General features: G+C 54.1%; 23 protein-coding genes and 1 pseudogene. 22 read left to right on the top strand and 2 right to left on the bottom strand.

Annotated features, from left to right (window positions below; all coding sequences use genetic code 11):
• Window positions 1–270: 270 nt before the first annotated feature.
• On the bottom strand, window positions 271–1,353 hold the full coding sequence (gene hypD, locus BMZ24_RS16305; protein ID WP_092193817.1) for a hydrogenase formation protein HypD: 1,083 nt from the start codon (window positions 1,351–1,353) through the stop codon (window positions 271–273).
• Entirely contained in the window at window positions 1,340–1,567 is a 228-nt protein-coding gene (locus tag BMZ24_RS16300; protein WP_092193816.1) for a HypC/HybG/HupF family hydrogenase formation chaperone, read from the bottom strand. The genes hypD and BMZ24_RS16300 overlap by 14 nt, the downstream gene beginning before the upstream one ends.
• A 104-nt stretch (window positions 1,568–1,671) precedes the next feature.
• On the opposite strand from BMZ24_RS16300, the gene BMZ24_RS16295 reads away from it, so the two are divergent.
• The 22 genes and pseudogenes from BMZ24_RS16295 to BMZ24_RS16200 all read left to right on the top strand — a co-directional run bounded on the left by BMZ24_RS16295 (window position 1,672) and on the right by BMZ24_RS16200 (window position 24,685).
• Complete coding sequence (locus BMZ24_RS16295; protein WP_092193815.1) at window positions 1,672–2,301, top strand: HD domain-containing protein; 630 nt, start codon at window positions 1,672–1,674, stop codon at window positions 2,299–2,301.
• Window positions 2,264–3,172 carry a D-alanine--D-alanine ligase family protein gene (locus BMZ24_RS16290; RefSeq protein ID WP_092193814.1) on the top strand — a complete coding sequence of 303 codons (909 nt, stop codon included), beginning with the start codon at window positions 2,264–2,266 and terminating at the stop codon, window positions 3,170–3,172. The genes BMZ24_RS16295 and BMZ24_RS16290 overlap by 38 nt, the downstream gene beginning before the upstream one ends.
• Complete coding sequence (locus BMZ24_RS16285) at window positions 3,172–4,422, top strand: 3-deoxy-D-manno-octulosonic acid transferase (RefSeq protein WP_092193813.1); 1,251 nt, start codon at window positions 3,172–3,174, stop codon at window positions 4,420–4,422. The genes BMZ24_RS16290 and BMZ24_RS16285 overlap by 1 nt, the downstream gene beginning before the upstream one ends.
• On the top strand, window positions 4,415–5,152 hold the full coding sequence (gene kdsB / locus BMZ24_RS16280; protein ID WP_092193812.1) for a 3-deoxy-manno-octulosonate cytidylyltransferase: 738 nt from the start codon (window positions 4,415–4,417) through the stop codon (window positions 5,150–5,152). The genes BMZ24_RS16285 and kdsB overlap by 8 nt, the downstream gene beginning before the upstream one ends.
• On the top strand, window positions 5,149–6,285 hold the full coding sequence (gene carA, locus BMZ24_RS16275; RefSeq protein WP_092193811.1) for a glutamine-hydrolyzing carbamoyl-phosphate synthase small subunit: 1,137 nt from the start codon (window positions 5,149–5,151) through the stop codon (window positions 6,283–6,285). Before kdsB ends, carA begins: the two co-directional genes overlap by 4 nt.
• Window positions 6,286–6,320: 35 nt before the next feature.
• Window positions 6,321–7,124 (top strand): tetratricopeptide repeat protein, encoded by an 804-nt coding sequence (locus tag BMZ24_RS16270; protein WP_092193810.1) that lies wholly within the window; start codon window positions 6,321–6,323, stop codon window positions 7,122–7,124.
• A 58-nt stretch (window positions 7,125–7,182) separates the two neighbouring features.
• On the top strand, window positions 7,183–7,419 hold the full coding sequence (locus BMZ24_RS19845; RefSeq protein ID WP_161949200.1) for a hypothetical protein: 237 nt from the start codon (window positions 7,183–7,185) through the stop codon (window positions 7,417–7,419).
• Window positions 7,334–8,029 (top strand): nucleotidyl transferase AbiEii/AbiGii toxin family protein, encoded by a 696-nt coding sequence (locus BMZ24_RS16265; protein WP_161949199.1) that lies wholly within the window; start codon window positions 7,334–7,336, stop codon window positions 8,027–8,029. The genes BMZ24_RS19845 and BMZ24_RS16265 overlap by 86 nt, the downstream gene beginning before the upstream one ends.
• Window positions 8,030–8,331: 302 nt before the next feature.
• The gene (locus BMZ24_RS16260; protein ID WP_092193808.1) at window positions 8,332–9,297 is read left to right on the top strand and encodes a UDP-glucuronic acid decarboxylase family protein; all 966 of its coding nucleotides are present in this window, start codon (window positions 8,332–8,334) and stop codon (window positions 9,295–9,297) included.
• Window positions 9,298–9,411: 114 nt separating this feature from the next.
• Window positions 9,412–10,425 (top strand): Gfo/Idh/MocA family protein, encoded by a 1,014-nt coding sequence (locus tag BMZ24_RS16255; protein WP_092193807.1) that lies wholly within the window; start codon window positions 9,412–9,414, stop codon window positions 10,423–10,425.
• Window positions 10,426–10,474: 49 nt separating this feature from the next.
• A complete protein-coding gene (locus BMZ24_RS16250) occupies window positions 10,475–11,599 on the top strand; it encodes a DegT/DnrJ/EryC1/StrS family aminotransferase (RefSeq protein ID WP_092193806.1) in 1,125 nt (374 codons plus the stop codon).
• Window positions 11,583–12,554: an NAD-dependent epimerase/dehydratase family protein gene (locus BMZ24_RS16245; protein ID WP_208599872.1), complete on the top strand. Its 972-nt coding sequence runs from the start codon at window positions 11,583–11,585 to the stop codon at window positions 12,552–12,554. The genes BMZ24_RS16250 and BMZ24_RS16245 overlap by 17 nt, the downstream gene beginning before the upstream one ends.
• Window positions 12,551–13,792 carry a DegT/DnrJ/EryC1/StrS family aminotransferase gene (locus BMZ24_RS16240; protein WP_092193805.1) on the top strand — a complete coding sequence of 414 codons (1,242 nt, stop codon included), beginning with the start codon at window positions 12,551–12,553 and terminating at the stop codon, window positions 13,790–13,792. The genes BMZ24_RS16245 and BMZ24_RS16240 overlap by 4 nt, the downstream gene beginning before the upstream one ends.
• Window positions 13,789–14,748, top strand: coding sequence for a glycosyltransferase family protein (locus tag BMZ24_RS16235; RefSeq protein WP_092193804.1), 960 nt, complete (start codon window positions 13,789–13,791; stop codon window positions 14,746–14,748). The genes BMZ24_RS16240 and BMZ24_RS16235 overlap by 4 nt, the downstream gene beginning before the upstream one ends.
• The gene (locus tag BMZ24_RS16230; RefSeq protein WP_092193803.1) at window positions 14,745–16,043 is read left to right on the top strand and encodes a DUF268 domain-containing protein; all 1,299 of its coding nucleotides are present in this window, start codon (window positions 14,745–14,747) and stop codon (window positions 16,041–16,043) included. The genes BMZ24_RS16235 and BMZ24_RS16230 overlap by 4 nt, the downstream gene beginning before the upstream one ends.
• A gap of 173 nt (window positions 16,044–16,216) precedes the next feature.
• On the top strand, window positions 16,217–17,995 hold the full coding sequence (locus BMZ24_RS16225; RefSeq protein ID WP_161949198.1) for a glycosyltransferase family 2 protein: 1,779 nt from the start codon (window positions 16,217–16,219) through the stop codon (window positions 17,993–17,995).
• A gap of 3 nt (window positions 17,996–17,998) precedes the next feature.
• Window positions 17,999–18,646: a NeuD/PglB/VioB family sugar acetyltransferase gene (locus tag BMZ24_RS16220; protein ID WP_092193801.1), complete on the top strand. Its 648-nt coding sequence runs from the start codon at window positions 17,999–18,001 to the stop codon at window positions 18,644–18,646.
• 33 nt (window positions 18,647–18,679) lie between these two features.
• A complete protein-coding gene (locus BMZ24_RS16215; RefSeq protein ID WP_092193800.1) occupies window positions 18,680–19,174 on the top strand; it encodes an acyltransferase in 495 nt (164 codons plus the stop codon).
• A 503-nt stretch (window positions 19,175–19,677) separates the two neighbouring features.
• Window positions 19,678–20,829, top strand: a pseudogene (locus tag BMZ24_RS16210) (ISL3 family transposase); the annotation flags it as partial.
• A gap of 150 nt (window positions 20,830–20,979) precedes the next feature.
• Window positions 20,980–22,236: a glycosyltransferase gene (locus BMZ24_RS16205; RefSeq protein ID WP_092193799.1), complete on the top strand. Its 1,257-nt coding sequence runs from the start codon at window positions 20,980–20,982 to the stop codon at window positions 22,234–22,236.
• Window positions 22,237–22,407: 171 nt separating this feature from the next.
• On the top strand, window positions 22,408–23,283 hold the full coding sequence (locus BMZ24_RS19570; RefSeq protein WP_143077939.1) for a methyltransferase domain-containing protein: 876 nt from the start codon (window positions 22,408–22,410) through the stop codon (window positions 23,281–23,283).
• A gap of 367 nt (window positions 23,284–23,650) precedes the next feature.
• Complete coding sequence (locus BMZ24_RS16200; RefSeq protein WP_092193798.1) at window positions 23,651–24,685, top strand: glycosyltransferase family protein; 1,035 nt, start codon at window positions 23,651–23,653, stop codon at window positions 24,683–24,685.
• Window positions 24,686–24,687 lie beyond the last annotated feature (2 nt).

Below are 24,687 nucleotides of genomic sequence, written 5' to 3'. Positions count from 1 at the left end.
GCATTTTTCACTGCATTACTGGTTATTCGAAATACGTTATTTCCGAGTAAATTTCAATTTATTTCAGTATATTGTCATATTTTCAGGGTCGACTACTTAAGAATGGATTCCCGCCTTCGCGGGAATGACACTCAGATTCTTTCGGGACTTTTTTACGGTGTCGTCCTGGCAAGGCGAGAGACGTTTTTGGAGGGCGATGTGTAGCCGACTACACGAGCCCTCAAAAAACGGCGAACAGCGCAGTCCAGAATCAATTTTCGCCGGTCGCCCCTAGACCCTGTATTTGTAGTAGGCGGCACATGAGCCTTCGGTGGAGACCATGCACGGCCCCACCGGCGAGGCCGGAGTGCAGGCCTTGCCGAAAAGAGGACACTTGTCCGGAGACATCTTGCCCTTGAGCACGTCCCCGCAACGGCAGCCCTTGATTTCCGGGACGTCGTGCAACTGCATGTCGAAAACGCGCATGGCGTCATAGCCCGCGAATTCGTCACGAATCTCGAGCCCGCTGCCGGGAATGAGGCCGATGCCCCGCCACAGGGCATCGCAGGGCGAAAAAATCTCGTTCATGACGGACATGGCCTTGGGGTTGCCCTCGTCGGACACAACGCGCGTGTAGGCGTTGACGACCTCGATCTTGCCCTCGTTGCGCATGGTCACGAACATGTAGAGCGCCTGCAGGATGTCGACGGGTTCGAACCCCGCCACCACGGCTGGCAAGCCATGTTTCCCGGCGAGGAAACGGTACGGCTCCACGCCGATGATGGCCGAGACGTGTCCCGGCAGCAAAAAGGCCTGCACCTGAAGCTCCGGGTCCCCGACCAGGGCGTCCAGGGCCGGGGGAACGAGCTTGTGGAAACAGAGCACGGAAAAATTGGAGATGCCCTGCTCGCGGGCCACCTTGACAGTGGCGGCGATGGCCGGAGCCGTGGTCTCGAAGCCAACGCCCAGGAAGACGACCTTGTCGTTCGGGTTGTCCTGGGCGATCTTCAGGGCGTCAAACGGAGAATAGACAACCTTGACGCGAGCCCCTTCGGCCTGGGCGCTCTTCAGCGTCTTCTTGTCCGGGCCGGGCACGCGCATCAGGTCGCCAAAAGTGGTGATGATGGCGTTCTTGCCTGCCAGTTCGAGGAAGGCCGCCACTTCGCTGTCATGGGTCACGCAGACCGGACAGCCGGGACCGGAGAGGTGCACGACCTTTTCGGAGAGCAGGGAGCGCACCCCGCTGCGAAAAATGGAAACCGTATGCGTTCCGCACACCTCCATGAACCTGAGTTCCCCGTCCAGTTCGGCGTGGATTCGAGCCAGCAGAGTCTTGCACAGCTGGGGATCCTTGAAATTGTCAAACAAGTTCAATGTTCAGCCCTTCCTCGAAAAGTTTCAGGGTGGCGATGGCTTCCTCCCGATCCAGACGGGTCAGGGCGAAGCCGGCATGGACGATGACGTAATCGCCCACTTCCGGAAATTCGGAAATCACATCCAGACGAACCACATGCCTCGTCCCGCCAACCTGCACTTCGGCACTTTGTCCCTCAATCTTGAGCACTTCCATTGGAATCGCTAGGCACATGGCACACATCTCCCGCTTTGCTTTTTGTCAACGCTGTTGCTAAATCCCTGGGTGTTTTGTGTCAATGAACTCTTCCCGCGCCGACAGGTCCCAAAGGCCCTAAAATGAATCAACTTGAGATCCCCCTGACCCTCATCCCCACCGCATCGCAGGGACGAATCCCAAACGACGAGGACTGCCGGGGATGGTGGAACACGTATGCCATGCTGGAGCACATAAAAGTCCACAGCAGCCTGGTGGCGGACGTGGCCACGACCCTGGCCGAATTCGCGGTGAGAAAGGGGCTTGGCAATCCGGACGGACTCGGCCAAGACGACTTCGTGCAATCGGTGCGCGCGGCAGGCCTCCTGCACGATCTGGGCAAGACCTACTCCATCGAACACGGCGGCAATCACAGCCAGATCGGCGCGGCCTGGGTCATGGATCTGATCCGCAATCCGCGCATCGCCCAGGGTGTCATGCATCATGTCTACTGGCCGGGAGCCCTCGACCTTGAAAAGCACTTTCTGCCCCTGGCCATCATTTACGCGGACAAACGGGTCAAGCACGACGCCATCGTCGGCATGGAGGAACGCTTCGCGGACCTCTTCGACCGCTACGGACACACCGACCGCAGCCGGGAATGGATCACCCGCGCCTTCAATCAGGGGCGCGAACTCGAACAATTATTCAGCACCATTTTAGGAGAAAATATACATGAATATCCTTTTGATCGCCGGGGGCTGGTCCGGTGAACGGGAAGTTGCCCTAAGCGGCGCCAGACAGATCGAAAAGGGCCTCCTGGCACTGGGACACCACGTCACCCTCTTCGACCCGGTCCGCGACCTGCGCGACCTGTATGAAGCGGCATCAGGCCATGAATTCGCCTTCATCAACCTGCACGGCTCCCCTGGCGAGGACGGCCTGATCCAGTGCCTGCTGGAACGCATCGGCATGCCCTACCAGGGCTCGGACTCCCGCGCATCGCTCCTGGCCCTGAACAAGGCCGTGTCCAAGCAGATCTTCGAGGCCGCCGGACTGTCCACCCCGGCCTGGGAGTTCGTGCCGGCCAGCCATGTGACCGAGTGGCGGCCCCTGCTGCCCTTCCCGCTGGTGGTCAAGCCGAACACCGGAGGCTCAAGCCTTGGCGTCGGCATTGTCGGGACCGAGGAAGAACTGGAGTGCTACCTTGCCCAGCCTGAAATCGCCGGACAGGATCTTTTGGCCGAGGCGCTCATAAAGGGCCAGGAACTGACCTGCGGAGTGCTCGAAGGCTGCGTCCTGCCGCCCATCCTTATCCGCCCCAGAAGCGGGGAATTCTTCGACTACGAAAGCAAGTACGTGGCCGGGGCCACGGAAGAAATCTGCCCGGCCCCGATTTCGGCCGAACTGACCGAGAAATTGCAGTCCATGGCCCGCGCCGCCCACGACGCCCTCGGGCTGGCCGATTACAGCCGCTCGGATTTCATGGTCGCGACGGACGGGACGCCGTACCTGCTGGAAGTCAACACCCTGCCCGGCATGACCGCCACCAGCCTCCTGCCCCAGGAGGCCCTGGCCGTGGGCCTGTCGTTCGAGCAACTCCTGACCCGGCTCATCGAGCTTGGGCTACGCAAAAAATTGTGATGCCGCGCCTTGCCCCGGCGTTTGGCCTGCTCTTTGGGACGCTCTACACCCTGCTCTGGTGCCTGGTCGGGCCGTTCGCCTTTCTCTCGGCCAGAATGCGCCAGGGCTGGAAGCAGCGGCTTGGAATCGGTGCCCCCGCCCCTTGCGAAATCTGGATACAGGGCGCCTCGGCCGGGGAATGTGCCTTGGTGGCCGGCCTTCTCGAGCACCTGCGGGGCGTCCCGATCCTGGCCACGACCTGCACCAGCCAGGGACTTGAAGTACTGGGCAGGCTGGACTCGCCGGACCTGCAGACCCGCATGCTGCCCCTCGACCTGCCTCTGCTCATGGGCCGGATGCTGGACCGGGCACGGCCACGGGTGGTGGTGCTCCTTGAAACGGAAATCTGGCCGGGCCTGCTCATGGCCTGCGCGAGCAGGGGCTTGCCCGTGGTGGTGGTCAACGCACGCATGACGGCCAAATCCCTGGCCGGCTACCTGTTCCTTGGGCCCCTGCTGCGCCGCTGGGCGCCGCGATGCATCGGAGCCATGGCTCCGGCCGACGCGCAGCGCTTCGGACTGATCTTCGGGGCCCAATGCACGACTGTCACCGGCAACATCAAGTTCGACCGCGCCATGAGCACGCCGCTCATGACCCGCGACGACAATCCGTTGGCCAAGCTTATCCCCCCGGAGCGAAACTTCATCGTGCTCGGCTCCGTGCGCGAACAGGAAGAAGCGCTGGTGCTGGAGCTGATCCGGCAACTGCGCGCAGACGACGCACAGTGCGTCATCGGCCTCTTCCCCCGGCACATGCACCGCATCCCCGCATGGCAAGGGCTGCTCTCCCTCAGCGGGATACCTTTCGCCCTGCGCGGCACGCTGGACGGCCAGGCGCAGCCGGGGAGCGTTGTGCTCTGGGACAAATTCGGCGAAATGAACCCGGCCTATGCCCTGGCGCGGCGCGCCTTCGTGGGCGGCAGCCTGGCGCGGCTGGGGGGGCAGAACTTCCTTGAACCCCTGGCTCAGGGCGTGTTGTCGTGCGTCGGTCCGCACACCCGCAACTTCGACTGGGTTGGCGATGAGATATTCGGCAGCCTGGTTTTCAAATCCGAATCCATCCCTGAAATCGCCCGCTTCCTGCTCACCCCCGCCCCGCCGCGCAGCGAAGTCCGGGAGGCGGCCCTGAATTATGTACGCGCCAGACAGGGCGCCACGGCCGCATCGATCGAACTCATCCGCCCCTATCTTCACCGGAGTCCCCATGCCTGAGGTTATCGCTATCATCCCGGCCAGGTACGAAAGCTCCCGCTTTCCGGGCAAGCCCCTGGCCATTATCCATGGCAAACCGATGTTCTGGCACGTCATGCAACGCGCGAGCCTGTGCCCGCAGATAGACACAGTGGCGCTGGCCACGGACGACGAGCGCATTTTCAGCGCAGCCCGGGAACTGGGCATGACCGCGCTCATGACCAGCCAGGACCACGCCAGCGGCACGGACCGTGTGCTTGAGGCCGCGCGCCTCCTTGACGCGGCCCCGGACAGCGTCATCGTCAATGTCCAGGGCGACGAACCGGCCCTGAATCCCGAAATGCTGACCGAACTGATCCGGCCCTTCGACGACCCGCTCGTGCAGGTCACCACCTTGGGGCACATCATAAGCCCCGAGGAGGCCGCATCCGCGGATCGGGTCAAGATAGTGCGCGCGGCGGACGGCCGGGCACTCTATTTCTCCCGCGCCCAGGTCCCCTTTGGACGCGACAACACTCCGGAATATATAGGACATATCGGCATCTACGGACTGCGAATGCACATCCTTGAAAAATTCAGCGCTTTGGGCGAGAGTCATTTGGAGAAACTGGAGAAACTGGAACAACTGCGCCTGCTCGAAGCCGGCATCCCCATCCACGTGTCCCTGACGCGGCACAAAAGCCACGGCGTGGACCGCCCAGAAGATCTGCCAACAGTCATTGCACTCATGAGAGGAGAACATCATACATGAAAGCTATTCTGGCCCTTGAGGACGGAACCTGGTTTGCGGGTCAGTCCTTCACCGGCCCCGGCGAAGCCGGCGGCGAAGTCATCTTCAACACCGGCATGTCCGGCTATCAGGAAATCCTGACCGATCCGTCGTATTACGGACAAATGGTCTGCATGACCTACCCGCTCATAGGCAACTACGGCGTGAACCTTGAGGACGTGGAATCCTCGCGCATCCATTGCCCGGCGCTCATCGTCAAGGAATGCTGCAAGGAGCCCTCGAACTGGCGCTCCAAGGAGAGTCTTCCTGACTATCTGAAACGCCACGGCATCATGGGCCTGGAAGGGATCGACACCCGCGCGCTGACCCGCCACCTGCGCATTCATGGCGCCATGCGCGGGATCATCTCCACGGCCGACCTGACCCCGGAGGAGCTTGTCGCCAAGGCGGCGGCCCTGCCCTCCATGGAAGGCGCAAACCTGGTCGATTTCGTGGCTCCCAAGGAACCATATTATTGGGATGGAACTGGGCCCGTGCCCGCGACAATGGATGGGGACCTGCCGCTTTGGCCCGAGAATTCCGAGGGCAGCCTGCGCGTGATCGTGTACGATTACGGCATCAAATGGAACATCCTGCGCCTGCTGGCGGCGGAAAACCTGACCATTCTGGCCGTACCGCCGACCTTCCCGGTCCAACTCGTCAAGAAATTGGCGCCAAACGGCATCTTCCTGTCCAACGGCCCCGGCGATCCGGCCACGCTGACCGAGGCCATCGCCATCATCAGGGAACTCTGCGAGCTGTATCCCGTGGGCGGCATCTGCCTTGGACATCAGCTCCTCGGAATTGCCCTGGGCGGAACCAGTTTCAAGCTCAAATTCGGCCATCACGGGATCAATCATCCGGTACGTGACGACATTACCCGAAAGATCGAAATTTCTTCACAAAACCACGGTTTTTGCGTAGACATTTCCAACTTGGAGTTCCTGGAGCTGACTCACCTCAATCTGAATGATCAGACCTTGGAGGGTTTCCGCCACAAGACGAAACCCATCTTCAGCGTGCAGCATCACCCTGAAGCCGGCCCAGGACCGCACGACAGCCAGTACTTTTTCGCCCGGTTCAGGCGCATGGTCGAATCCGGTCAGGTCCAATAAACAACTAAATCGCGCACGTCGCGCAAGGAGCGCCCATGTCGGCAGAGATTCTCAAGGCCAAGAAACAGCTTGGAGAAGTCAACATGCTGCTCAAACAGGGCAAGCTCCTTGCCGCCGTGGCCAATCTGCACGAAGCGGTCGGGTTCATCCTCAAGGGCCAACTCATGAAGCACGAAATGCAGTCCTTCACCGAGTCCCTGGACAAGGCCGCCTATCACCTCGCCAACGACCGCGAGCTCAAAAAAATCTACCCTCTCCAGATCAGCTACAAGCCCGGCGAAGAGCGGGAACTTCTTGCCAGCCTCTACGCCCTCCTGACCTTTTTGCAGGAAAATCTTGCCGACGAAGCCAACTCGCACCTGGCCGCACTGGCGGAATACCGGCTCAAGCAACTGGAACTGGCCAGAAAACTTCTTGAATCCGACGAAACCGCCAAGGCCCAGCAGGTCTGCGGACGCCTCATCGACGCGGCCAAAACCGACACGGAACTCAAAATCACCGTGGCGGACATCTTCCTTGAATTCGGAAAATACGACGAAGCGCTGGAATACCTGAAGGCAGCCTACGCGGACAACCCGGACTCGGCCCACATCTTCAACAAACTGGGCATGGCCCTGCGCAAATCCGGCAGACTCGAAGAAGCCGAGAAATTCTACATCCAGGCCCTGGAGCGTCAGGCCCATGACGAAATCATCTACTTCAACCTGGGCCGGGTCTACCTGGACATGAAACGCTGGAAAAACGCCATCGCCGCCGCCGACCGCGCCCTGGCCGTCAACGCCGAATTTGTCGAAGCCAAGAAGATGAAGATGTTCGCGACCAAGCAGTTGGGGGGATGAAGGGGGGGACAAACATCTCCACGCAGCCATGCTAAACGAACGCCAATACGAGGCCCTCGTGGCCCCACGAGAATACCTGTGGTGGGATGTCGCGGACAAACGTCGGTTGTCGCTTGAAAGCGTGGTCGAGGGCATCCTGACAAAGGGCGATATTGATGACGTCAAAAATTTGCTTATCGAGATCGGCATACCAGAAGTACGCAGAATCTTTGAACAACAGATCCGCAAAGAACGCTGCAATTACCGCCCGCCGACCATCAACTACTTTTCTCTCTATTTTGCCCATCATGCATGAAGAAATTCTGAGCGCATCCCAATTGAGTCTGGCCGGAACGATCCTGCCCGATTTCCCAAAATTCTATCTCTGCGGCGGAACCGCCCTGGCCCTGCAGATCGGACATCGAAAATCCATTGATTTCGACTTGGCCATACCCGAAGAAATCCGGCCGGAATCAATTCTTCGTTCTCTCCAAACCAAGGGGCACTTCCCTGAACATACGCTGACCGCTACAAGCGACGAACTGACCATCATCCTCCAGGGCGTCAAATTTACCTTCTTCTCCTTTCCATTTCCCATCCGGCCGACCGTGTCTTGGTCGCGTGCAGGAATCCGACTCCCGGAAATACCGGTCATCGGGTCCATGAAAGCGTATGCGCTCGGCAGGAGAAGCAAGTGGAAGGATTACGTGGACCTCTATTTCATGCTCCGTGACCACGTCACTCTATCGGAACTCATCCACTGCACCAGGACGATTTTCCGGGGGGCCTTCAATGCCAAACTTTTTCTTGAGCAACTTTGCTATTTCGAAGATCTGGATATGACTGAACAGGTTGATTTCACTGGTGATAAAGTCCAGGATGAAACAATCAGAGAGTGGCTGACCCTGCAGGCCCTGACCGTATAAGACTTCTTTCCAAACAGCCGCAAGCCTCCCCGAGCGGCCACCCCGAACATATTCAACCGCGCCTTGGCACGCCAAGTGCAAATTGATTTTTTAGGCAGCCCAATAGGTGACTATTGAAAATTCAAAATTCACAGGTCGTTCAAAAATGGTAAGATGCAAGGAAGAGAAAAAATCCAGGACGTGCGGTGTATTAGGCAGATAAGCGGTCTGGATTTGTTCGCTGACGCAGCAGATTGCCATTTAAGGGCGGCCGGTCGGGCTGAAAGGATTTTGACACCTCTTGCCAGGATGGCGGGAAACATATGCACTTACGAAAACGAGTCCTTGTCACGGGCGGTTCCGGTTTTTTGGGATCACACCTCTGCGAACGTCTGCTGCTGGAAGGCTGCGAAGTCATCTGCGTGGACAACTTCTTCACAAGTTCGCGCCAGAACATCGAGCACCTGCTGCCCAATCCAAGATTCGAGCTCATCCGCCACGACGTGACCTTCCCGCTCTATGTCGAGGTCGACGAAATCTACAACCTGGCCTGCCCGGCCTCACCCATCCACTACCAGCACGACCCGGTGCAGACCATCAAGACCTGCGTGCACGGAGCCATCAACATGTTGGGCCTGGCCAAACGCCTGCGCATCCCGATCTTCCAGGCCTCGACCTCAGAAGTCTACGGCGACCCGGACGTCCACCCGCAACCGGAATCCTACTGGGGCAACGTCAATCCGATAGGCCACCGCTCCTGCTACGACGAAGGCAAACGCTGCGCTGAGTCCCTCTTCTTCGCCTACCACCGCCAGCACGGCCTGCCCATCAAGGTGGGAAGACTGTTCAACACATACGGCCCCAGAATGCACCCAAATGATGGAAGGGTCGTCTCAAATTTCATCATGCAAGCCTTGCAAGGCAAGCCCATCACCATCTACGGAGATGGCTCGCAGACGCGATCATTCTGCTACGTGGACGATTTGGTGGAACTGATGCTGCGGTTCATGCGCAATGATCATGAGTTTTGCGGACCGCTGAATATGGGGAATCCTGGGGAGTTTACCATTCTGGAACTGGCGCGACGTGTAATTCAGTTGACAGGAAGCTCATCAGAAATTTCTTTTCTTCCACTTCCAAACGATGATCCCAAACAGCGCCGACCTGACATTTCCCTGGCGAAAATCCAATATGGATGGGAACCGCAGATCAAATTGTTCGATGGCCTGGATCTAACCTGCGATTATTTCAAAAAGCAACTAGCATCCGAGGGCTTGAGGGAAAAGTGATTCTCTCCCAGAATCCAATAAAACATCGGAACCTATATTTTGACACGTTAAAACAATCGAACTATACCATCTTAATAGGCGACATAAGCTACACACTGTATAGGAAAAAATATCATGATAAGAGTAGGGCTGATCGGATTTGGCTACTGGGGACCGAACTTAGCGCGTAACGTTGTATCAACGCCTAAAATGGAATTGAAGTACATTGTCGACAAAGACCATTCACGCATTTCCAAAGCATCTTCTTTGTATCCATCAGTAACAACGAGCAATGAACCAAAAATCATCTTTGAAGACAAAAATATAGACTTGGTCATAATAGCAACCCCCTCCTCTAGCCATCACTTATTAACTAAAAATGCATTACATGCTGAAAAGCATGTATTAGTCGAAAAACCGATAGCACTTTCTTCTAAAGATGCGACTGAACTATGCGAACTAGCAGAATTAAATAAAAAATTACTCATAGTTGACCATACTTTCTTATTTACTCCGAGTGTACGAGCGATGTACACACTGGTTCATAATAACGATCTAGGTACAATATTTTATTACGATTCTGTGCGAGTAAACCTAGGGCTCATTCAAAACGACATAAATGTCATATGGGATCTCGCCCCGCACGACCTCTCGATTGTTGACTACCTATTTTCTCCTAAACGCATTCAAGTCAGCGCATTTGGATCGAAACACATCGGAAAGACAGAGGATGTTGCCTACATCACAATAAAGTGCGACAATAACATTACAGCTCATTTCTCCCTAAGCTGGTTATCTCCTGTTAAAATACGCCGTGTTCTTATTGGTGGTGACAAAGCAATGCTCTCTTGGGATGACTGCCAAAGTGACGAAAAAATAAAAATTTACAACAGAGGGATTGAACCAAATAGCCAAGACGGCATAATGACTAGCATGGCTGGCTATAGAATGGGTTCTATGTACTCACCGCATTTGCCACACACCGAAGCTTTAGCAATTGAATTAGAGCACATTACTGATTGCATACTAAATAACAAAAGTCCAATTAATGATGGTCGATCCAGCCTACGTATTTTAAAAATTCTTGAAGCTTGTGATTTATCTATGAAGTCAATGGGGACGGCTATCGAACTCAACCTCAATAAATAACAAGAAACTGCCCTGCACTAATATTTTTATAAAAATTGGCGACTTACATATGAAAAGCAACACCATTCCTTTTCTTAACCTCATAAGCCAGAATGCGCCTTTCAAAGATGAAATTTTGGCTGTTTGGATGGAAATATTAGAAAGTGCCGCCTTTATCGGCGGTCCTCATGTGAGTACATTTGAAGCGGCGTTTGCTGCTGCCTGTCAAACATCCCATTGCGTAGGAGTGGGCAGCGGCACGGATGCCCTTCGCCTGATTTTTCTGGCCTTGGGCCTTGCCCCGGGCGACGAAGTGATCACCGTGCCCAACACCTTTATCGCTACCAGCGAGGCCATAAGCCAAGCGGGGGGACGTCCGGTCTTTGTAGATGTGCGGCCCGACACGCTGACCATGGACCCACAGCTATTGGAAGTCGCCATCACCCCGGCCACCCGAGGCATCGTGCCCGTTCACCTCTACGGCCAGCCCTGCTGCATGGACGCCATCTGCGCCGTGGCAGCCCGCCACAACCTTTGGGTGGTTGAAGACGCATGCCAGGCCCACTTGGCAAGCTACGGCGGCCGCATGACCGGCTCCCTGGCTACGGCGGCAGCCTTCTCTTTTTATCCTGGCAAAAACCTCGGGGCCTGCGGCGAGGCCGGGGCCGTGACCACAAACAGCCCGAAGCTGGCCGAAACTGTGCGCTGCCTGCGCGACCACGGGCAGTCAAAAAAATACGTACACTTAGCCGAAGGCTACAACGGCCGTTTAGATGCCTTGCAAGCCGCAGCCCTTTATATCAAACTGCCCCACTTGGCCGCATGGAATGCAAGCCGCCGGGCAGTGGCAGCCCGCTACGACGTCGAGCTAGCCGGTCTTCCTGGCCTACGTCTGGTGAACCGTCTCGCCGACCGGGTAAGCGCCCTGCATCTCTACGTGGTAATGCACGCCATGCGCGACGAGCTTTTGGCCCACTTGGCTAGCCGAGGCATCGGTGCGGCCATGCACTACCCCATCGCCCTGCATATGCAGAAGGCCTACTCCCATTTGAACTACCGGAAAGGCGATTTTCCCGTGGCCGAAGCCGCCTGCGCCAGCCTACTTTCACTTCCTATGCACCCCTACCTGTGCGACGATGAGGCAAGCCGGATCGTCGCCGCCGTCAAGGAGTTCTGTCTTGGACATCTCGGATAAACGTTTCATTCTCACCGGCGGGGCGGGGTTCATCGGCTCCTATTTGGCGGACCTTCTGCTTGAGGAGGGGGCGGCCGAGGTCGTGGTCTTCGACACCATGCATCGGGGCAGCTATGATAACATCCAAAAGGCCATGAGTGACCCGCGTTTTCGTTTCGAGCGGGCCGACATCCGCCACGGCTACGAGATAGAAAACCTCTTTGAAGGCATGGATGGTTGTTTTCATCTGGCAGCCCTGCGCATCACCGAGTGCGCGGCCAAGCCCATGGCCTGCCACGACGTCATGCTCACGGGTACCATGAACACCTTGGACGCTTGTATAAAGCACAACATCAAGCGGGTGGTGTTCTCGTCCTCAGCTTCCATCTACGGTTTGGCCGACGAATTCCCCACCTATGAGATGCACCACCCCTACAACGATCGCACATTATACGGCGTTTGCAAAACCTGGGCGGAAGGAGCCCTTCGGGTCTTCCACAACACATACGGTCTAAAGAGCACGAGCCTGCGCTATTTCAACGTCTACGGCCCGCGCATGGACATCTATGGCAAATACACCGAGGTGCTCATCCGTTGGATGGACTGCTTTGTGGCTGGGGTGCAGCCTAAGATATTTGGCGACGGAAAGCAGACCATGGACTTCGTGCACGTGACCGACGTGGCCCGGGCCAACATATGCGCGATGAAGGCCGATTGTACCGAGGAGTCCTACAACGTGGCCGCCGGAACCGAGGTGTCCCTACTTGATCTGCTCTACTGCCTAGCCAAGGTTTGGGGCGTCGAGAACCTTAAACCCGAGTTTTTTCCCCCGCGCAGCGTCAACCCCGTGCCGCGCCGCTTGGCTTCCACAGAAAAAAGCTTGGCCAACATAGGGTTCTCCGCCAGCATCAGCCTGGAGGAAGGATTACAAGACTTGGTAGACTGGTACCGCGCCGCCAAGAGGATTACACCATGATCCCCATCGCCAAGCCGTATTTGGGCAAGGCCGAAGCCGACGCGGCAGCCGCCGCCGTGCTTTCGGGCTGGATCACTCAGGGCCCCCGCGTGGCTGAATTCGAGACGGCCTTTGCCCGCAGCGTGGGAGCTTCCCATGCGGTGGCCGTTTCCAGTTGCACCACGGCCCTACACTTAGCCTTGCTAGCCTACCGGGTGGGGGTCGGCGACGTGGTGGTTGTGCCCAGTCATTCCTTTGTGGCCACTGCCAACGCTGTTCGCTACGCTGGTGCCGAACCGATCTTCGTGGACGTAAGCGCCGAAGACGGCAACCTCTGCCCCAAAACCCTGACAGCGCTTATCGAAGCCTGCCGGGAACCTAGTGGGTTCTTTTTCGATCCGGCCAAGCCCATGCCTGCGGGGGTGGCTTGGCCAGCCAGCCTGCGCGCTGGCAGTCGACCTCGCCGCCTAGTGGGGGTCATCGCCGTGCATCAGGTTGGCTTTGCCTGTCGCCTGCAGGAAATTATGCCTCTATGCCGGGAAAACGGGCTCTTTGTGGTAGAAGACGCGGCCTGCGCAGCGGGCAGCCTTGCTGACTACGAGGCCGCAGGCGAACACACCCCCCTTGGCGCGCCTTATGCGGACATGGCCTGCTTCAGCTTCCACCCACGCAAAGTCATCACCTGTGGCGAAGGTGGCATGATCACCACAGGCGACGACAAGCTGGCCACCTTTTTGCGTCTAGCCCGCCAGCACGGCATGGACGTGCCCGACACCGCCCGCCACGAGGCCAAAACCTTCGTGACCGAGCAGTACATAGGCCTTGGCTACAACTACCGCATGACCGACATTCAGGCCGCCGTAGGCCTGGTGCAGCTCACACGCCTGCCCGGCATCGTGAACGAACGCCGCCGTCTGGCCGGCCGCTACGAGGACGGGCTAGCCGGGCATCCCTGGCTGGCCGTGGTAAAGGAGGGCGACTGGCGCAAGGTCAATCACCAAAGTTTCCGAGTGCGCCTGACCCAAGACGCGCCGCTTAGCCAAAAAGCCCTCATCGAAAGGCTGCTTGCCCGGGGCATCGCGACCAAGCCGGGCATCATGAATGCCCATCAGGAGCCCGCTTACCTGCCGGTGGAAGGCAGTCTACCCCATAGTGAGACATGGAGAAACCAAAGTATTCTCATCCCTCTTTTCAGCGAACTGACCGACGCTCAACAAGATCGGGTAGTCACGACCTTATGGGAGTTGACCCGCGCATGATCGTCTACATCAAAACCTTCAACCGGCCCTTTTACCTTGATCGCTGCCTAGCCAGCCTGAAAGCCTTCGGCAGCGGAGTGAGCCGGGTAGTAGTGCTCGACGACGGCACCTTGCCAGCCTACTTGGAGCGCATTACGACTCTCTACCCGCAGGTGGAGATCCGCCAATCTGGCGGGCAGCACGGCAAATGGGAACTTGTCCGAGCTAAGCGTTTCGAGGACATCACCAGCCGGTTCACCACCCCGCAAACTTTTTGGTCCCGCGAAATTGCCGCCGATGCAGCTTCGATGATATGCGTGCTCGAAGACGACACTTGGCTGACCCGTCGCGTGGATTTCACCGCATTGAAAGCGGGCATGCGAGAGGGCGGTCTGAGCATCTGCCGACTCTTCTGGGGCGATGCCCCCGACGGCCCAGCCCAACGCTCGGTTGCCGTACGTCCACTTTGGCCGCGAGAGTCCCTCGTGATACAAACGGCCAGACCGACGCACCTAAGTGATGTGTGGGGGGTTTTTCTGGTATGCATGTGCGTGTACGAGCGAACCTTTTATGAGGCCGCCCATGCCGGGGTCAGCGATTTCCGGCTGGAAAACCTCATGCTGCAAAACGTATGGCGCGAGCTGGCTCAATCGGTCGAACCGCTCTTTTTCGGACGTCTAAGCAAAAGAGCCTGCTGCCAGGGCTGGGCCATACCCGGCCGCAGCGACGCCAAATACTACGCCATGGGTGTGGAGCAGCACGTCTTTGTGGACCTCCTCAATGAACTGTGGCTGCGCGGAGGTTTCGCCCCCCTGCATAATTTCCCGGCGGATTTCGACATCGACTGGCTGTGTGGGCTTTTTGCCGGGCACATGCCCGTCAACTCGGTGGAAGCCTACCGAGCCTGGCGCGCCAACGACCCCGGCGCGCGAGCCTTCCCCGGCCTTGTACCACCTGCCCGACTGGAGAGCCTATGATAGTTCGGCCCTGGAATCTGTTTAAGCGCTTCTGCGAATTCTACTTAAAGACCCACACACCCAACCCGAATCACTGGGCGAATTTTCGGGACAACTACGCCGCCTATTTCCAAGCATATGAGGGGTCCAAGCTCGCGCGGCCGGACGAGCGTCTGCGCTTTTACCCGGTTTTGGGTGAGGCCACGGCCACCACAGAAATCGACCTCTATTATTTCTATCAAAACGCTTGGGCGGCGCGCATGGTGGCGGAGACCCAGCCCGCCAACGTGGTGGACATCGGCTCGTCCACCAGCTTTGTAAGCGTACTCTCTCAATTCGTACCCACCACATTCTTCGACATCCGACCCATTGAGGTGAACCTGCCTGGACTTTCAGCTAGGGCGGGCAGCATTCTGGACATGCCCCTTGGTCCGGGCACGGCGGAGTTTATCACCAGCATTTGCGTCATCGAGCACATCGGCCTGGGACGCTACGGCGACCCCATCCACCCCGACGGCCAATGGCTGGCGGCCATGGAACTAGACCGCGTGCTGGCCCCGGGCGGAAAATTGGCTTTGAGCTTAACCGCTGGACCGGACTGCGTAGCCTACAACGCCCACCGCATCTTCAAAAAAGAACGTTTTCTTGAACTTTTTCCACGCTACGGCTTGGCCAACGAGGCCCTTTTTACCCCGCACCCAAGCCCTATGGAGGCCTTAGCCGAGGTCGAGCCTGGCGAGTTCGCCGTATACGCAACCTTACTGATCAAACCAGTCGACGCAGGCCCATTGGAATGTCTGGGCCTGCCCAAGGCTGTAACCGAAGCTCTGCTAGACCTTACGGAAGGACGCTTCACCCTAATAGGTCGCTGCCTGCAGCCCCTAGCCAAGCGCCTGGCCGATGCTGGCGCAACCGGCGCGGTCATCGATTTCGACGTGCTTATGCGCGGAGTTTTGGAGAGTTGCGCGCCCCTACCAGGCTGGGGCTATGAGGTGCGCGAGGCAGATTTGGCCAGACCATTCCAACTTGATCCCGCCGACCCTGCCCCAGTCTTTCTGGCTGGACCGCCTCTATCACCTACGGCCCAGCCCAGGATGGACCCCGCGTTGAACCGGGAATGGCTGAGCACCCTGGTGCTGGAAGCCACGGCCCGGCACGACCGGACCTGTCTAATCGATGCAGCGGCCTGGCAGGCGGGCTTGCCCGGAATTAATCTGCCAGGGTATTTCACCGAACTCGCCCAGGCCGTCTATCAGACCCACGAGGTCAAAAACGCGCCGGGGATAGTTATTTTCTTGCCCAGACAGGGAGGCTAGCCGTGTTATCCGCCGTCGTCTTTTCTAAAAACCGTCCTCTGCAGTTGGAAGGGTTTGTTCGCAGTCTTATGGTTAATTGCCAAGGCCTTCGGTCTGAGGCTATCACAGCCTTGTGCGCCGTGAGTGAGGGTTATTCATACGAAAGAGTAGCCACGGCCGTTCCCGGCCTGTGTATGGTGGAAGAGCAAAGTTTTCAGGCCGACTTTATCCGCATTATCGAAAATGGTCCGCCATACGTACTGGTGGGCTGCGACGACGTTTTCTTCACTCGACCCTTCGACCCAGCTGAGATCATCGACGCACTGGCCACAGACTCAGAACTTTTCGCCGTTTCCTTGCGTCTAGGCCGCAACATTCGACCCATGCCCGCTTCATTGGAGGCCTACGGCCCTTTTTTACGCTTTGATTGGCGACATTGTAGGGTTCCCCAATGGAATTATCCCTTCGACGTGAGTGCCTCAGTCTACCGTCGGGATGATTTACTGCGCATCCTGCGCGAGTTTTCCAACCTGCGCACACCGAACTTTCTGGAAGGAAATGTAGCGCAAGCTATCGAACACGGCGCGTATGCAGTCAAGCCGGGACTAGCTTGCTACCCTTTAAGCCGCAGCCTCACGCTAACGATAAACCGAGTGCAGGAAACCCATCAAAATCTCTTCGACAACGCTAATCTCTCGTCCCCCGAACAACTGCAAGCGGCCTTCGATCAGGGCTCGGTGCTTGACACCGAGCGTTTTGCCGGGGCGCTCAACCACCATATCCACACAGATTCCCGCTATTTCGGACTGCGCCAGCTTACAGAATACCCCGTCCGCGAGCCGGTGCCCGGCCTAGTCACAGTCATCTGCTATACCTACAACCGTAGCCAGTACCTGCCTAAGATGATTGCTTCGGTGCTGGGCCAAGACTACACGAACATTGAATTTCTAGTTTACGACGACTGCTCCACCGAGGACTTGGCTGCCGTTGTGGCCCCTTTTTTGAGCGACCCACGCCTACGTTTCATCAAAGGCGAGTATAACTTAGGCGGCAGCGGGGCCTTCGACCAGCTCTGCGACATCTGCTTGGAGCTGACTCGGGGCGAGTTCGTATGCTTTGTCGGCGACGACGACATTTTTGTGCCCCACAAGATCAGCCGTCAACTAGCGTATTTCGCCGAGCACCCGAAAACCGACGCGCTTTTTTGCGATGCGCGCTTCATCGATGCTAAGGGCCGTCCACGCAAAGGTGAGTTTCGTAACGCCGTGGCCCTGGGCTTTAGCAGCGCCAACCTCGCCCGGCTCCAGCTACACAACAACTCCTTTGCCCATCCTTGCGTCATGATGCGACGCTCATCTATCAAACTGGTGGGAGGATTTGCCTGCGGCAAGGCGAGTTTTTGCGCGGACTACCACATGTGGAGTAAGATCGCGCCCTTCTTGAACGTAGCCTTCTTGGACGAAAAGCTCGTAGCCTACCGCATACACGGGGGGAACGAATCCCTAGCCAAGGTCCATATGTGCCGACAAAGTACCCTGGATTGCAAGTTCGACCTTTACAAACGTTTCACTATCTATGATTTTTTTCCCGAACTCTACGCAACCAACTGTGATGCAGCCTCCCTGAGTAGCGCCTTCGTGGAACTGGGCAACCTAATTCTGGGCGCGCCCTTTTCCTATCCCGCTCTGGCCGCCCACTGCTATGAAATTGCCTCCAGACACCGTGGCAACCAGGTTGCCCGAGTCAACGGTCTGATCGCCTTGGCCTTGGACGGCCGGGGACAGGAAGTCCGCCTCAAGGCTCCGGCGATCCTCGCGGCCGTTACAGGATTACCCGACGCTCAGGCCGATGCCGCGCGCGTCTTGATAGGTCAAGCTTTGTCAGCAACACGGGGTAAATTGGATAACTTTAAAAATGTGCGCCTTTTACGCGAATCACCGAATGCATCCGCTTTACGCCGCATGTTGGGCTAACACATGCAGGGCCTGATAGTTGTGGGGGCCTGCGGCAACGCTGCCGAAATGATCGAAGCTGCAATAGCCACGAAGAGGGCTGATCTGGTCCCCCAAGGCGTGCTTGATGACAAACCCGAATTGGCCGGATGCAGCTACCACGGCATACCCGTGCTTGGACCACTCGAAGCGGCCCAGCAGATGGCAACCGAGCATTCGCGGCTTTGCTTTCTGCTTGCCGTGGGCAGCGTACACACATATGCTCGGCGACTCAACCTCATTGCCGCTTTGCACCTGTCTGAAGCGCGTTTTGCCATACTAGTCCACCCCATGGCCTGGGTTTCACCCACGGCCAACCTTGAACCGGGGGTTTTCGTTGGCGCGGGCTGCGCCGTCGGTCCCAAAGCTCGCATCGGTGCTCATGCCCTACTCTTGGCGGGCTGCGTGCTAGGACACGACTGCCACATCGGCGAAGGTAGCGTACTAGCTTCCAGCGTGGCCCTAGCCGGGGCGGTGGAGGTAGGCAGGGAAACTTATTTGGGTATGGCCTGTCGTGTGCGCGAGAACGTGCGCGTAGGCGCAGGTGCGCTTGTCGGCATGGGGGCCTTGGTGCTTGGCGACGTGGCCCCCGGTACTCGCGTGATCGGATGCCCGGCTAAACCGCGTGGCTAGGCGGATGGCGCCTAGCGGCAAGGAGTAAAGGACATGGATATGTTTCAACGGGTGGCTACCGATGTGGAGCTTGGCGAAGGCATTTTTCTGGGACCTTTTATCAATCTCTACGGATGCCGCATCGGTGCCGAAAGTAAAATTGGCTCCTATGTGGAGATTCAATGCGGGGTCCTAGTGGGCGAGCGCTGTAAAATTTCCTCACACAGTTTTATCTGCGAAGGGGTCAGCATCGGCGACGGGGTGTTCGTGGGGCACGGAGTCATGTTTGTCAACGACCGCTACCCCCGGGCCGTAAACGACGAAGGACGACTCGAGACCTATGCAGACTGGCAGAACCGCTTCGTGTCCACCGTCGTCGAAGATCAAGTAAGCATAGGCACAGGAGCAGTCATCTTGGGCGGGCTACGCCTAGGGCGCGGATGTCTGATCGGAGCCGGAGCCGTGGTCACCCGCGACGTGGACCCCGGCGCAGTGATCGCGGGCAACCCGGCTCGACTTTTGCGACGGCAGGGCGGGGTTTCACTCTGACAAAAGTCTTACTTACTGACGCAAGACTCGGTAGTTTAATATCAGCATAGAAATCCAAGCTATCTGGGCCTAGTCAGAGTTCAACGACTATGCCAGTTGACCGCCCCGTGATATCTTCAGAGTTCCATTGTCCCCACAACTGAACAAAGAGAAAACCGTGGGGCGTCCATGCCATCTCACGCGATATAGTATTGCTAATATCATATCGTATTGACTCCCAAATATCGCCTCTGGATATTGGGAGGTGCGATTGGGGTTGAGGCAAATTGGTGCATTCGCTCGTTTTGTTAACGCCAAATTTTGAAACGTAACGCTCAACCAGAGCATGTGCATCTCTTAACTTACGTCCCACCGAAGGTTTGAATTTCCAAACAAGTCGGGACAGTCAAAGGGCGGACTGCCATCTGGATATCCAACAAATTCAAAAATTTTTACGTATCTGGTCCTTCCGGAATTGCTGTGGGTAAATGACTTGGTTAGGAGTCTCCTCACGGAGGACGCCGATGAGAGACACCGAACTTTACGCGCAGATTCTTGGAGTCAAAGCCCCTTGGTTTGTTGATAAGGTTGATCTGAAAGTATCCGAGAATAGTGTTGATATTTGGTTAGATCATGGCCCAGGGGAGCGCTGGCCCTGCCCAGAATGCGGCAAGCTTCTGCCCTGCCGGGACCATGCAGGAGAACGAGTCTGGCGCCATCTGGATACGTGTCAGTTCAAGACGTTACTTCATGCCCGAGTTCCGCGTGTGGAATGCCCGGAACATGGAGTGCACCAGGTGCTTGTGCCCTGGGCTGAACCACGGTCGCGCTTCACCTTGCTCATGGAACGCTGGATCATTGATGTGCTCACAGAGTGCTCGACAGTGGAAGGCTCTCGGCGCTTGCTGAAACTCACATGGGATGAGGTTTGGGGAGTAATGGAGCGGGCTGTTCGACGAGGCCTTTCACGCAAGGAGGCCCGTCCAATTCATTATCTCGGAGTGGACGAGAAAGCATTCCGCAAAGGGCACTCCTACATGACCATCGTCTGCGACCTTATGCGCAGCACGGTCGAGCATGTTTCCGAAGAGCGGAAGAAGAGCAGCCTGGAGGAATATTACCGCAGGCTCTCGCCAGGCCAACTGGAATCCATAAGGGCCATCGCGATGGATATGTGGGAGCCATATTTCACGGCGACCATGGCGCATGTGCCGGATGCCGGAGCCAAAATCGTCCACGACAGATTTCATGTCATGAAACACGTGAATGAAGCCGTGGATAAAGTGCGCAAGCAAGAACATACGGCCCTGATGGCTCAGGGCGACGAAACCCTCAAAGGGACCAAGTACCTTTGGCTGTTTCGCCCCGAGAACTTGCCTGCCAAGCATCAGCCGACATTTGACGTCCTCAAGGCCAGCACTCTCAAGGTGGCCAAAGCGTGGGCCATGAGAGAGAACTTGCAGTCATTGTGGGGCTACATGTCTCCTGGATGGGGACGGAGATTCTTCAAGCGCTGGATAAAATGGATTGATCGTTCCGGCTTGGAACCAATGAAGCGGGTGGGACAGTTACTTTCACGGCATCTTGAAAATATCCTGACTTTCTGCCGCCACCGGATCACTAACGGCGTCGCCAAAGGGGTGAACTGCAAGATCATGAGCATCAAGCGAAAGGCGTAAGAACCTGAATTATATAACTGCCATTAGCAGCACAAACCTTCGCTGGGCATACACTTCCTGCAAACCAGACCAAGGTCGACATACCCTTGATAAATTTCTATTTTCGTTATTTTTGACTAAAAACATCAAACGTTGAGTTTAATAAATATGAATGATAAAATTCTCACACAAAAAAAAGTTTTGTACGTAATACACGGCTACCCTCCCCGCAACCATGCAGGAACAGAAAATTACTCTTATTCATTAGCAAAAACAATTTCATCAAAAAAACTTAATGTTGCCGTTTTTTATCCGGCATTATATCAAAATCTAAACAACAATGAGCTTGATATAAAACAAATTGCGAACCACATCGCATTCGAAGTAAAAATAAAAAAACAAAACCATATCAATAATTTATTTAACAAAGAAATAGAACGCTTATTTATAAAAACTATTGATATTTTTAAGCCAGACATAATTCATTTTCAACATACTCATATTACGCTTCCATTTTCTCTTTTAACACATTCTATATCTTCGAAAATACCCACACTGATCACTTTACACGATTTTTGGTACATATGCCCTAAAACATACATGCTTAATGCAGACGGAACACTGTGCAATGGACCTACAAGCCCGGAAAAATGCGCAAAATGTTTTTTAAAAAATGAATACTTGACAGAAATTGATGATAAAAATTTATTTTATTACTTCGTTGATTTATTCACAAAAAGACTAGAGATGTCTCGTTTAATATTTTTAAATGCAAAATTAACGACAGCTCCATCAAAATTTTTATTGGAAAAATATAAAGAATATATAACATTCAATAAAAGCTTACGAATTCCCCTCGGTCTTGACGTAATAAAACAAAATTCTAAAAAAAATATTGATGGGTCGACAAGGTTCGGTTTTTTAGGAAATATTACTGCGCTGAAAAATGCTCACGGATTACTTGACTCTTTTTCACGAACATCAGGAGACGCATCCCTTCATATTTACGGAAAAATCAATGACAGTGAAATCTTTGAAACTTTAAAAAATATAGCTTTAATAGATAGCCGCATTATACTTCACGGAGGTTACGCTCCAAGAGATTTGAGTAAAATACTTTCTCAAATTGATATTGGCGTTGTTCCATCATTCTTTGAAAACTACCCTCTTGTTGTTCGTGAATTTTTAAGCGCAAAGATACCTGTTATAGCATCGCGCGTCGGTGGCATCCCAGAAATTATTAAAAATAATGAAAATGGATTACTTTTTGATCCACTGTTAAAAGACGACCTGTTCAATAATTTACAAAAAGTTATCGACAACCCTGATCTAATTTCTAAACTGTCTTCTAAAATCAGCCACATAAAAACTATAGATCAAGATGCCTCTGTTTGGTCTGAAATTTATAAGGGTTTTACATCTTAAATAAAAAAAGTACAAATCTTTTATACTTATAAAAAAAAATCAATAATAATTTTACGTTCAACAACGAACGAAAACGGAGAGTGACAATCACAATTAAAATATCTAATTATTACAGACAAATTTTTACTTCAGCGAATTCATTTGCAACCCGGAAGTCGAGAATTCAATATTATGAGAAACACTCCTTACACTTCAATAATTGATTGCAGTAAGAGAATTTTGGAAATTGGCCCTCTCGCAAATCCTTTAATTCCAAAAGCCAATGGGCCATTCATATTCTATGCAGACATACGATCTACAGAAGATATTAAACAGTTCTATGCCAACGACCCTAACGTTGACTGCTCCGCAATCGAGGACGTCGATTTTGTTATAATTGATACATATGAAGAATCTCTCAAAAAAAACAAAATTGACAAGTTCGACTATGTCCTAGGATCTCACGTAATTGAACATATTCCGCTTCTCTTACGCTTTTTTCTCGACATCAGTACAGTATTAAAAGACAATGGAAAACTTTGTCTAAGCATTCCCGACCATAGATACTGTTTTGATCATTTTCGAACACCTACATCTTTTTCAGAAGCATATGACGTTTACTTACATGGGGCAAACCGTCTTGCTCCCAGGATTCTGGATTTTTTTATGAACACATCACATAATAATCCATCAAAATACTGGAACACAAAAAACGATACTGAAAACGTCGCATTGCTATTAAATAAAACTTTTGAAGAAGCAAAAAAAAATTACGAAAGAGCTCTTTCTGGAGAGTATATCGATGTGCACTTTTCAGTATTCACTACATTTTCTTTTTTACATATATTATTCGATACAATAAGAGCAAACATGCTGCCATTTCGCGTCGAAGGAGTGTTTCCAACGCTTCCAAACACTTTTGAATTCCATGTCATCTTATCTAAACACAACGCAATGCTCCACAATGAACGCATTCGACACCGCGAACTTCAGAAGATTATAGTCATAATGAACAGAATTATGCATTTCGAAGCAAAAGCTCGCGCATCTATATCCCCTTGCGACTAACAATGAAAAAATTGCAGTTCCTACTTCTTTATTTTGGAGACTGCCCGTATGAAAGAAAAGCCCAAGGTTGTGAAAGACCTACCCCGGCACGGTGAAAAAGATTCTCAGCATGGCCACAGGTCAGCTTTTGATGCCGCTTGACACGAGAGAAGATCTGATTTTGCCCGAACTCATTTTAATAATTTGTAAATTGCTGGCATTGTTTATATTTTGCGCAAGAAAATTTATTTTTTGCGCTCTATCACGCCACAACAAAAGAACTAATGCAAAAGATGGACACTTCAATCAAAACATTCTATTATTTCTACAGCTTTATACTCCAGCGACTTTATTAATAACCCCGAAAATTGAGAGCCTAACCTAAAAAATGAACAAGAATCACTACATCAAAATCGCCATCTACTCCTTAGACATCTTCGAATATGCCTGCGCTCAAATACGCATAGTTACACCTTTTAGTCGACTTAATGGGCATTTCAATTTCAAATGGGCAGTGCAGGATGCCAACGGTTTGTCCCGAATCGACGCTAATCATATTGAATGGGCGGACCTTATTGTAGTGCAGCGCTATTTCCCCCTTAAGGAAACCTTTCCAATTCTTGAACGTATCTTTGACTCTGGTAAGCCTGTTGTTTATGAACTTGACGATTTTCTCCTCGACGTTCCACCATCTCACCCATTTCACAGTAATTCCCAAAGGACGGCCCCTTTCATTAAAAAAATTATCCCGAAGGTTAACCTCGTCACCACAAGCACCGACGCACTACGCGAACGTCTCCTCCCGTTCAATCCAAATAGCGTCACTATCCCCAATTTTGTCGACGAATCGGCCTTCATGTCTGCAACTCTTCCCAAAAATCCAACCAAGACCGTCATCGCCTATATGGGAAGCCCCACACATGAACAAGATCTCGAACTTATTGAGAATATTCTCTTCCGCATACGAAACAAGTTTGGATCGGCGATTGAATTTATTTTCTGGGGTTGCGCGAATACGCGGCTAGCGAAATTAGGAAGGATAATCCCGTTCGAATCCAGCTACGCATCGTTCCTTAAAACCCTTGGCAAAATCCATTTCGACATCGGGCTTGCGCCCCTGGCAGACAACCCGTTCAACTGTTGCAAAAGCAATATCAAATGGTTGGAATACTCCGCTCACGCCCGGGCAGGAATTTTCTCGGATCTGGAGCCCTACCGCGAAAGCGTGGAGCATGGAAAAACGGGGATGCTGGTCGGAGACGACCCGAAAGAATGGTTTGAAGCGCTGGAATATCTAATCTCTAACCCCGACCAAAGAAAAGCCATGGGCCGAGCGGCCCGTAAGGACGCTTTTGCCCGTTTCGGACTTTCAAAGGGCGTGCACCGCTATCTGGAACTCTACAGGGGCTTGCTGAAGCGATAGCA

It is taken from the genome of Desulfomicrobium norvegicum, assembly GCF_900114595.1.
Lineage (GTDB): Bacteria > Desulfobacterota > Desulfovibrionia > Desulfovibrionales > Desulfomicrobiaceae > Desulfomicrobium > Desulfomicrobium macestii.
Note: the sequence above shows the minus strand (reverse complement) of the source record. Positions and strands in the feature narration are given on the sequence as shown.

What these genes read in the sequence shown, in the direction of transcription:
- BMZ24_RS16300 (WP_092193816.1), bottom strand. Translation starts at nt 1,567, where the DNA reads ATGTGCCTAGCGATTCCAATGGAAGTGCTCAAGATTGAGGGACAAAGT.
- BMZ24_RS16295 (WP_092193815.1), top strand. Translation starts at nt 1,672, where the DNA reads ATGAATCAACTTGAGATCCCCCTGACCCTCATCCCCACCGCATCGCAG.
- BMZ24_RS16290 (WP_092193814.1), top strand. Translation starts at nt 2,264, where the DNA reads ATGAATATCCTTTTGATCGCCGGGGGCTGGTCCGGTGAACGGGAAGTT.
- BMZ24_RS16285 (WP_092193813.1), top strand. Translation starts at nt 3,172, where the DNA reads ATGCCGCGCCTTGCCCCGGCGTTTGGCCTGCTCTTTGGGACGCTCTAC.
- kdsB (WP_092193812.1), top strand. Translation starts at nt 4,415, where the DNA reads ATGCCTGAGGTTATCGCTATCATCCCGGCCAGGTACGAAAGCTCCCGC.
- carA (WP_092193811.1), top strand. Translation starts at nt 5,149, where the DNA reads ATGAAAGCTATTCTGGCCCTTGAGGACGGAACCTGGTTTGCGGGTCAG.
- BMZ24_RS16270 (WP_092193810.1), top strand. Translation starts at nt 6,321, where the DNA reads ATGTCGGCAGAGATTCTCAAGGCCAAGAAACAGCTTGGAGAAGTCAAC.
- BMZ24_RS16260 (WP_092193808.1), top strand. Translation starts at nt 8,332, where the DNA reads ATGCACTTACGAAAACGAGTCCTTGTCACGGGCGGTTCCGGTTTTTTG.
- BMZ24_RS16255 (WP_092193807.1), top strand. Translation starts at nt 9,412, where the DNA reads ATGATAAGAGTAGGGCTGATCGGATTTGGCTACTGGGGACCGAACTTA.
- BMZ24_RS16250 (WP_092193806.1), top strand. Translation starts at nt 10,475, where the DNA reads ATGAAAAGCAACACCATTCCTTTTCTTAACCTCATAAGCCAGAATGCG.
- BMZ24_RS16240 (WP_092193805.1), top strand. Translation starts at nt 12,551, where the DNA reads ATGATCCCCATCGCCAAGCCGTATTTGGGCAAGGCCGAAGCCGACGCG.
- BMZ24_RS16235 (WP_092193804.1), top strand. Translation starts at nt 13,789, where the DNA reads ATGATCGTCTACATCAAAACCTTCAACCGGCCCTTTTACCTTGATCGC.
- BMZ24_RS16230 (WP_092193803.1), top strand. Translation starts at nt 14,745, where the DNA reads ATGATAGTTCGGCCCTGGAATCTGTTTAAGCGCTTCTGCGAATTCTAC.
- BMZ24_RS16225 (WP_161949198.1), top strand. Translation starts at nt 16,217, where the DNA reads ATGGTGGAAGAGCAAAGTTTTCAGGCCGACTTTATCCGCATTATCGAA.
- BMZ24_RS16220 (WP_092193801.1), top strand. Translation starts at nt 17,999, where the DNA reads ATGCAGGGCCTGATAGTTGTGGGGGCCTGCGGCAACGCTGCCGAAATG.
- BMZ24_RS16215 (WP_092193800.1), top strand. Translation starts at nt 18,680, where the DNA reads ATGGATATGTTTCAACGGGTGGCTACCGATGTGGAGCTTGGCGAAGGC.
- BMZ24_RS16205 (WP_092193799.1), top strand. Translation starts at nt 20,980, where the DNA reads ATGAATGATAAAATTCTCACACAAAAAAAAGTTTTGTACGTAATACAC.
- BMZ24_RS19570 (WP_143077939.1), top strand. Translation starts at nt 22,408, where the DNA reads ATGAGAAACACTCCTTACACTTCAATAATTGATTGCAGTAAGAGAATT.
- BMZ24_RS16200 (WP_092193798.1), top strand. Translation starts at nt 23,651, where the DNA reads ATGAACAAGAATCACTACATCAAAATCGCCATCTACTCCTTAGACATC.